Raw genomic sequence first — 2070 nt, 5'->3', positions numbered from 1 at the left:
GGCCCGGAGTTTAATCCCAACTCCAACCACACCACGTGCGCAGCGCTCATCACCACCAACGAGATTCCCCGGTGGTATGCTCAGGGTGTGCAGGTCGTCGACCACGTCGGGGCGTTTTTACCCCGGGTGATGCGCATCTACCCCCACGTGCCCGAACTCACCGGGCAGGATGGCAACAGCTACATCCGCTACGTGGCCAAGGTGTGGTGCAGCTACGCGCAGTTCCGCAGCATCGGGGTGCGTGAGCGTTACGGGAGACTGGAGAGCGTGCAGCGAGAGGCGCTGCAAGCACGGAAGTCTCCCGACGCGCGAGCGCTTCAATCCATACGTCAGTCGATGGAGTCCACGGCACGGCGCCCGCGTCTGTTGTGGGCGGGCACGCCGGGCGTGCAGGCACCCATCTATTCCAATTGGTATTCCGATCGAAAGTACCGGCAGCATCACCCGCATATTGAGGTGCTGGATGAAAGTCCGGTGACGCTGGAGTTGCCTGCACCATCGATCGTTCCGGCGGTGCCACAGAGGCGCGTCGCGCGCATCATGGTGGCGGGTCTCTATAAAAACACGGCCACGACTTATGCAGACTACGAGGAAGCCAGGCAGGCTGGCGCGCGGGGCACCATCCTGGTGAACAACGAGGAACACGAGATTGTTTTTGTGCCCTATTGTGTAGGCGGGTCCCATATGCTGGAGATGAAACATCGCCAGTATCACAACCTCCCCGGTGATATAGATCCAACAGGACCCAATGGTACTGAGCAGTGCTTTCGCGAAGGCATGCTCGACTTCGGGCCGCACGCTCGTGATGGCAAATGCTGGGATCTGGTGGAGATCGAGCTTCCGTGGGACGCGCGGCGTATTGAAATCACGGTCCCTGAAGAGGCTGAGCTAGAGTGGTTGGATGGCTCGGGATCTGACAGACCCGGTGATGACGCATCAGGGAGTCGGCGGCCCGATAGAAAACTCTGCCGTCTTCATGTCCTCGGCTGCTCTATCTGGAACGTTCCTCCAGGAGTGTCCTCATGATTTTTGTACACACGACCTATAATTTGACGTGTCGCAATACCTCACCGAGATCGGGGGAGACGCCTATAATGTTGTTGGGCACCTATATGAGGAAGGTGCGAACACTTTCTTTTTTACCATTTCGCGCGGCTAACCACGGACAAAACCAAAAACATGGTGGTGTGGGTCGCTGAGGGGTGTGCACCGGAAATTAAACGCTATTTGGATCAAGCCGCAATCATCCCGTGCCTTTGTGATGAAAATGCCTCGGTGAACCCTGCGTTTTCGGGCACGAACTATTTGATGCTGGGAGGGATGTGGTGGTGGGGGCGCGAGTGCTTAAACTACTGCGCGAGAACCTTCCAGACCATGCTGTGTGGGCCAGGTACTGAATGGGTGCTTAAATCCCTGGGTGCCGTCGGCACAAAGTAGCTTGTTATGGCGCAACCCTCTGGACCCACGAGGACCACGGCGCTTTCTTTGCATGCGAACCGATCCACCTCGCCGCTTTCGTCGGCACACTCGACATAAATGGTCATGTTTGGGGCGGCTAATACATCAACGAGACCACCTACCGCCTGACGTTCATCGGGATGGAAGCCACCGCATTTTACAGGGCATCCTGCACCGCTGCACTCATCCGGTATATAACGATACATACATGACGAGTGAGTGTTATCAGTGGCTTTCAGAAGCACCCACTCCCGATCATCCTCGTAATCGCAACGCGGGTCGCGCTGCTCGACTTCTTCACTGGGACCGCAGGCGGTGAGAGTAACGAGTGCCAGTAGTGCTGTGAGTATGCGCATAAGTAGCTCCTGTGTGTCCCCGTGGGCATCGTCGTTGATCTCGCAGACCCTACCTAAACGCGGTGGGAGTCGTCCACCCTTTGCCTCGCAATATAACGCACGTTCGGTGTCTTTGTGCGATGACCACCGCGGCTTGGATCATCCCGATCCGGGCACCGCCGGGCGCTGGGATTATCTGGTTGTTGCGATGCGCTCGTACGTCTCGCCAGATGTTCTCGACCCGGGCTTCTGGAACTGGAACAAGCAGCAGGGCAAG

Annotated in this window: 1 protein-coding gene; it reads left to right on the top strand. The window is 57.5% G+C overall.

The annotated features are described in order from the left end of the window. A partial coding sequence (locus EA187_RS20530; protein ID WP_164856447.1) for a hypothetical protein occupies nucleotides 1-1026 on the top strand: 1026 nt, incomplete at its 5' end. Nucleotides 1027-2070 lie beyond the last annotated feature (1044 nt).

The organism is Lujinxingia sediminis (assembly GCF_004005565.1).
Lineage (GTDB): Bacteria > Myxococcota_A > Bradymonadia > Bradymonadales > Bradymonadaceae > Lujinxingia > Lujinxingia sediminis.
The sequence above is the reverse complement of the archived record's forward strand: the minus strand, read 5'-3'. Positions and strand labels throughout refer to the sequence as shown.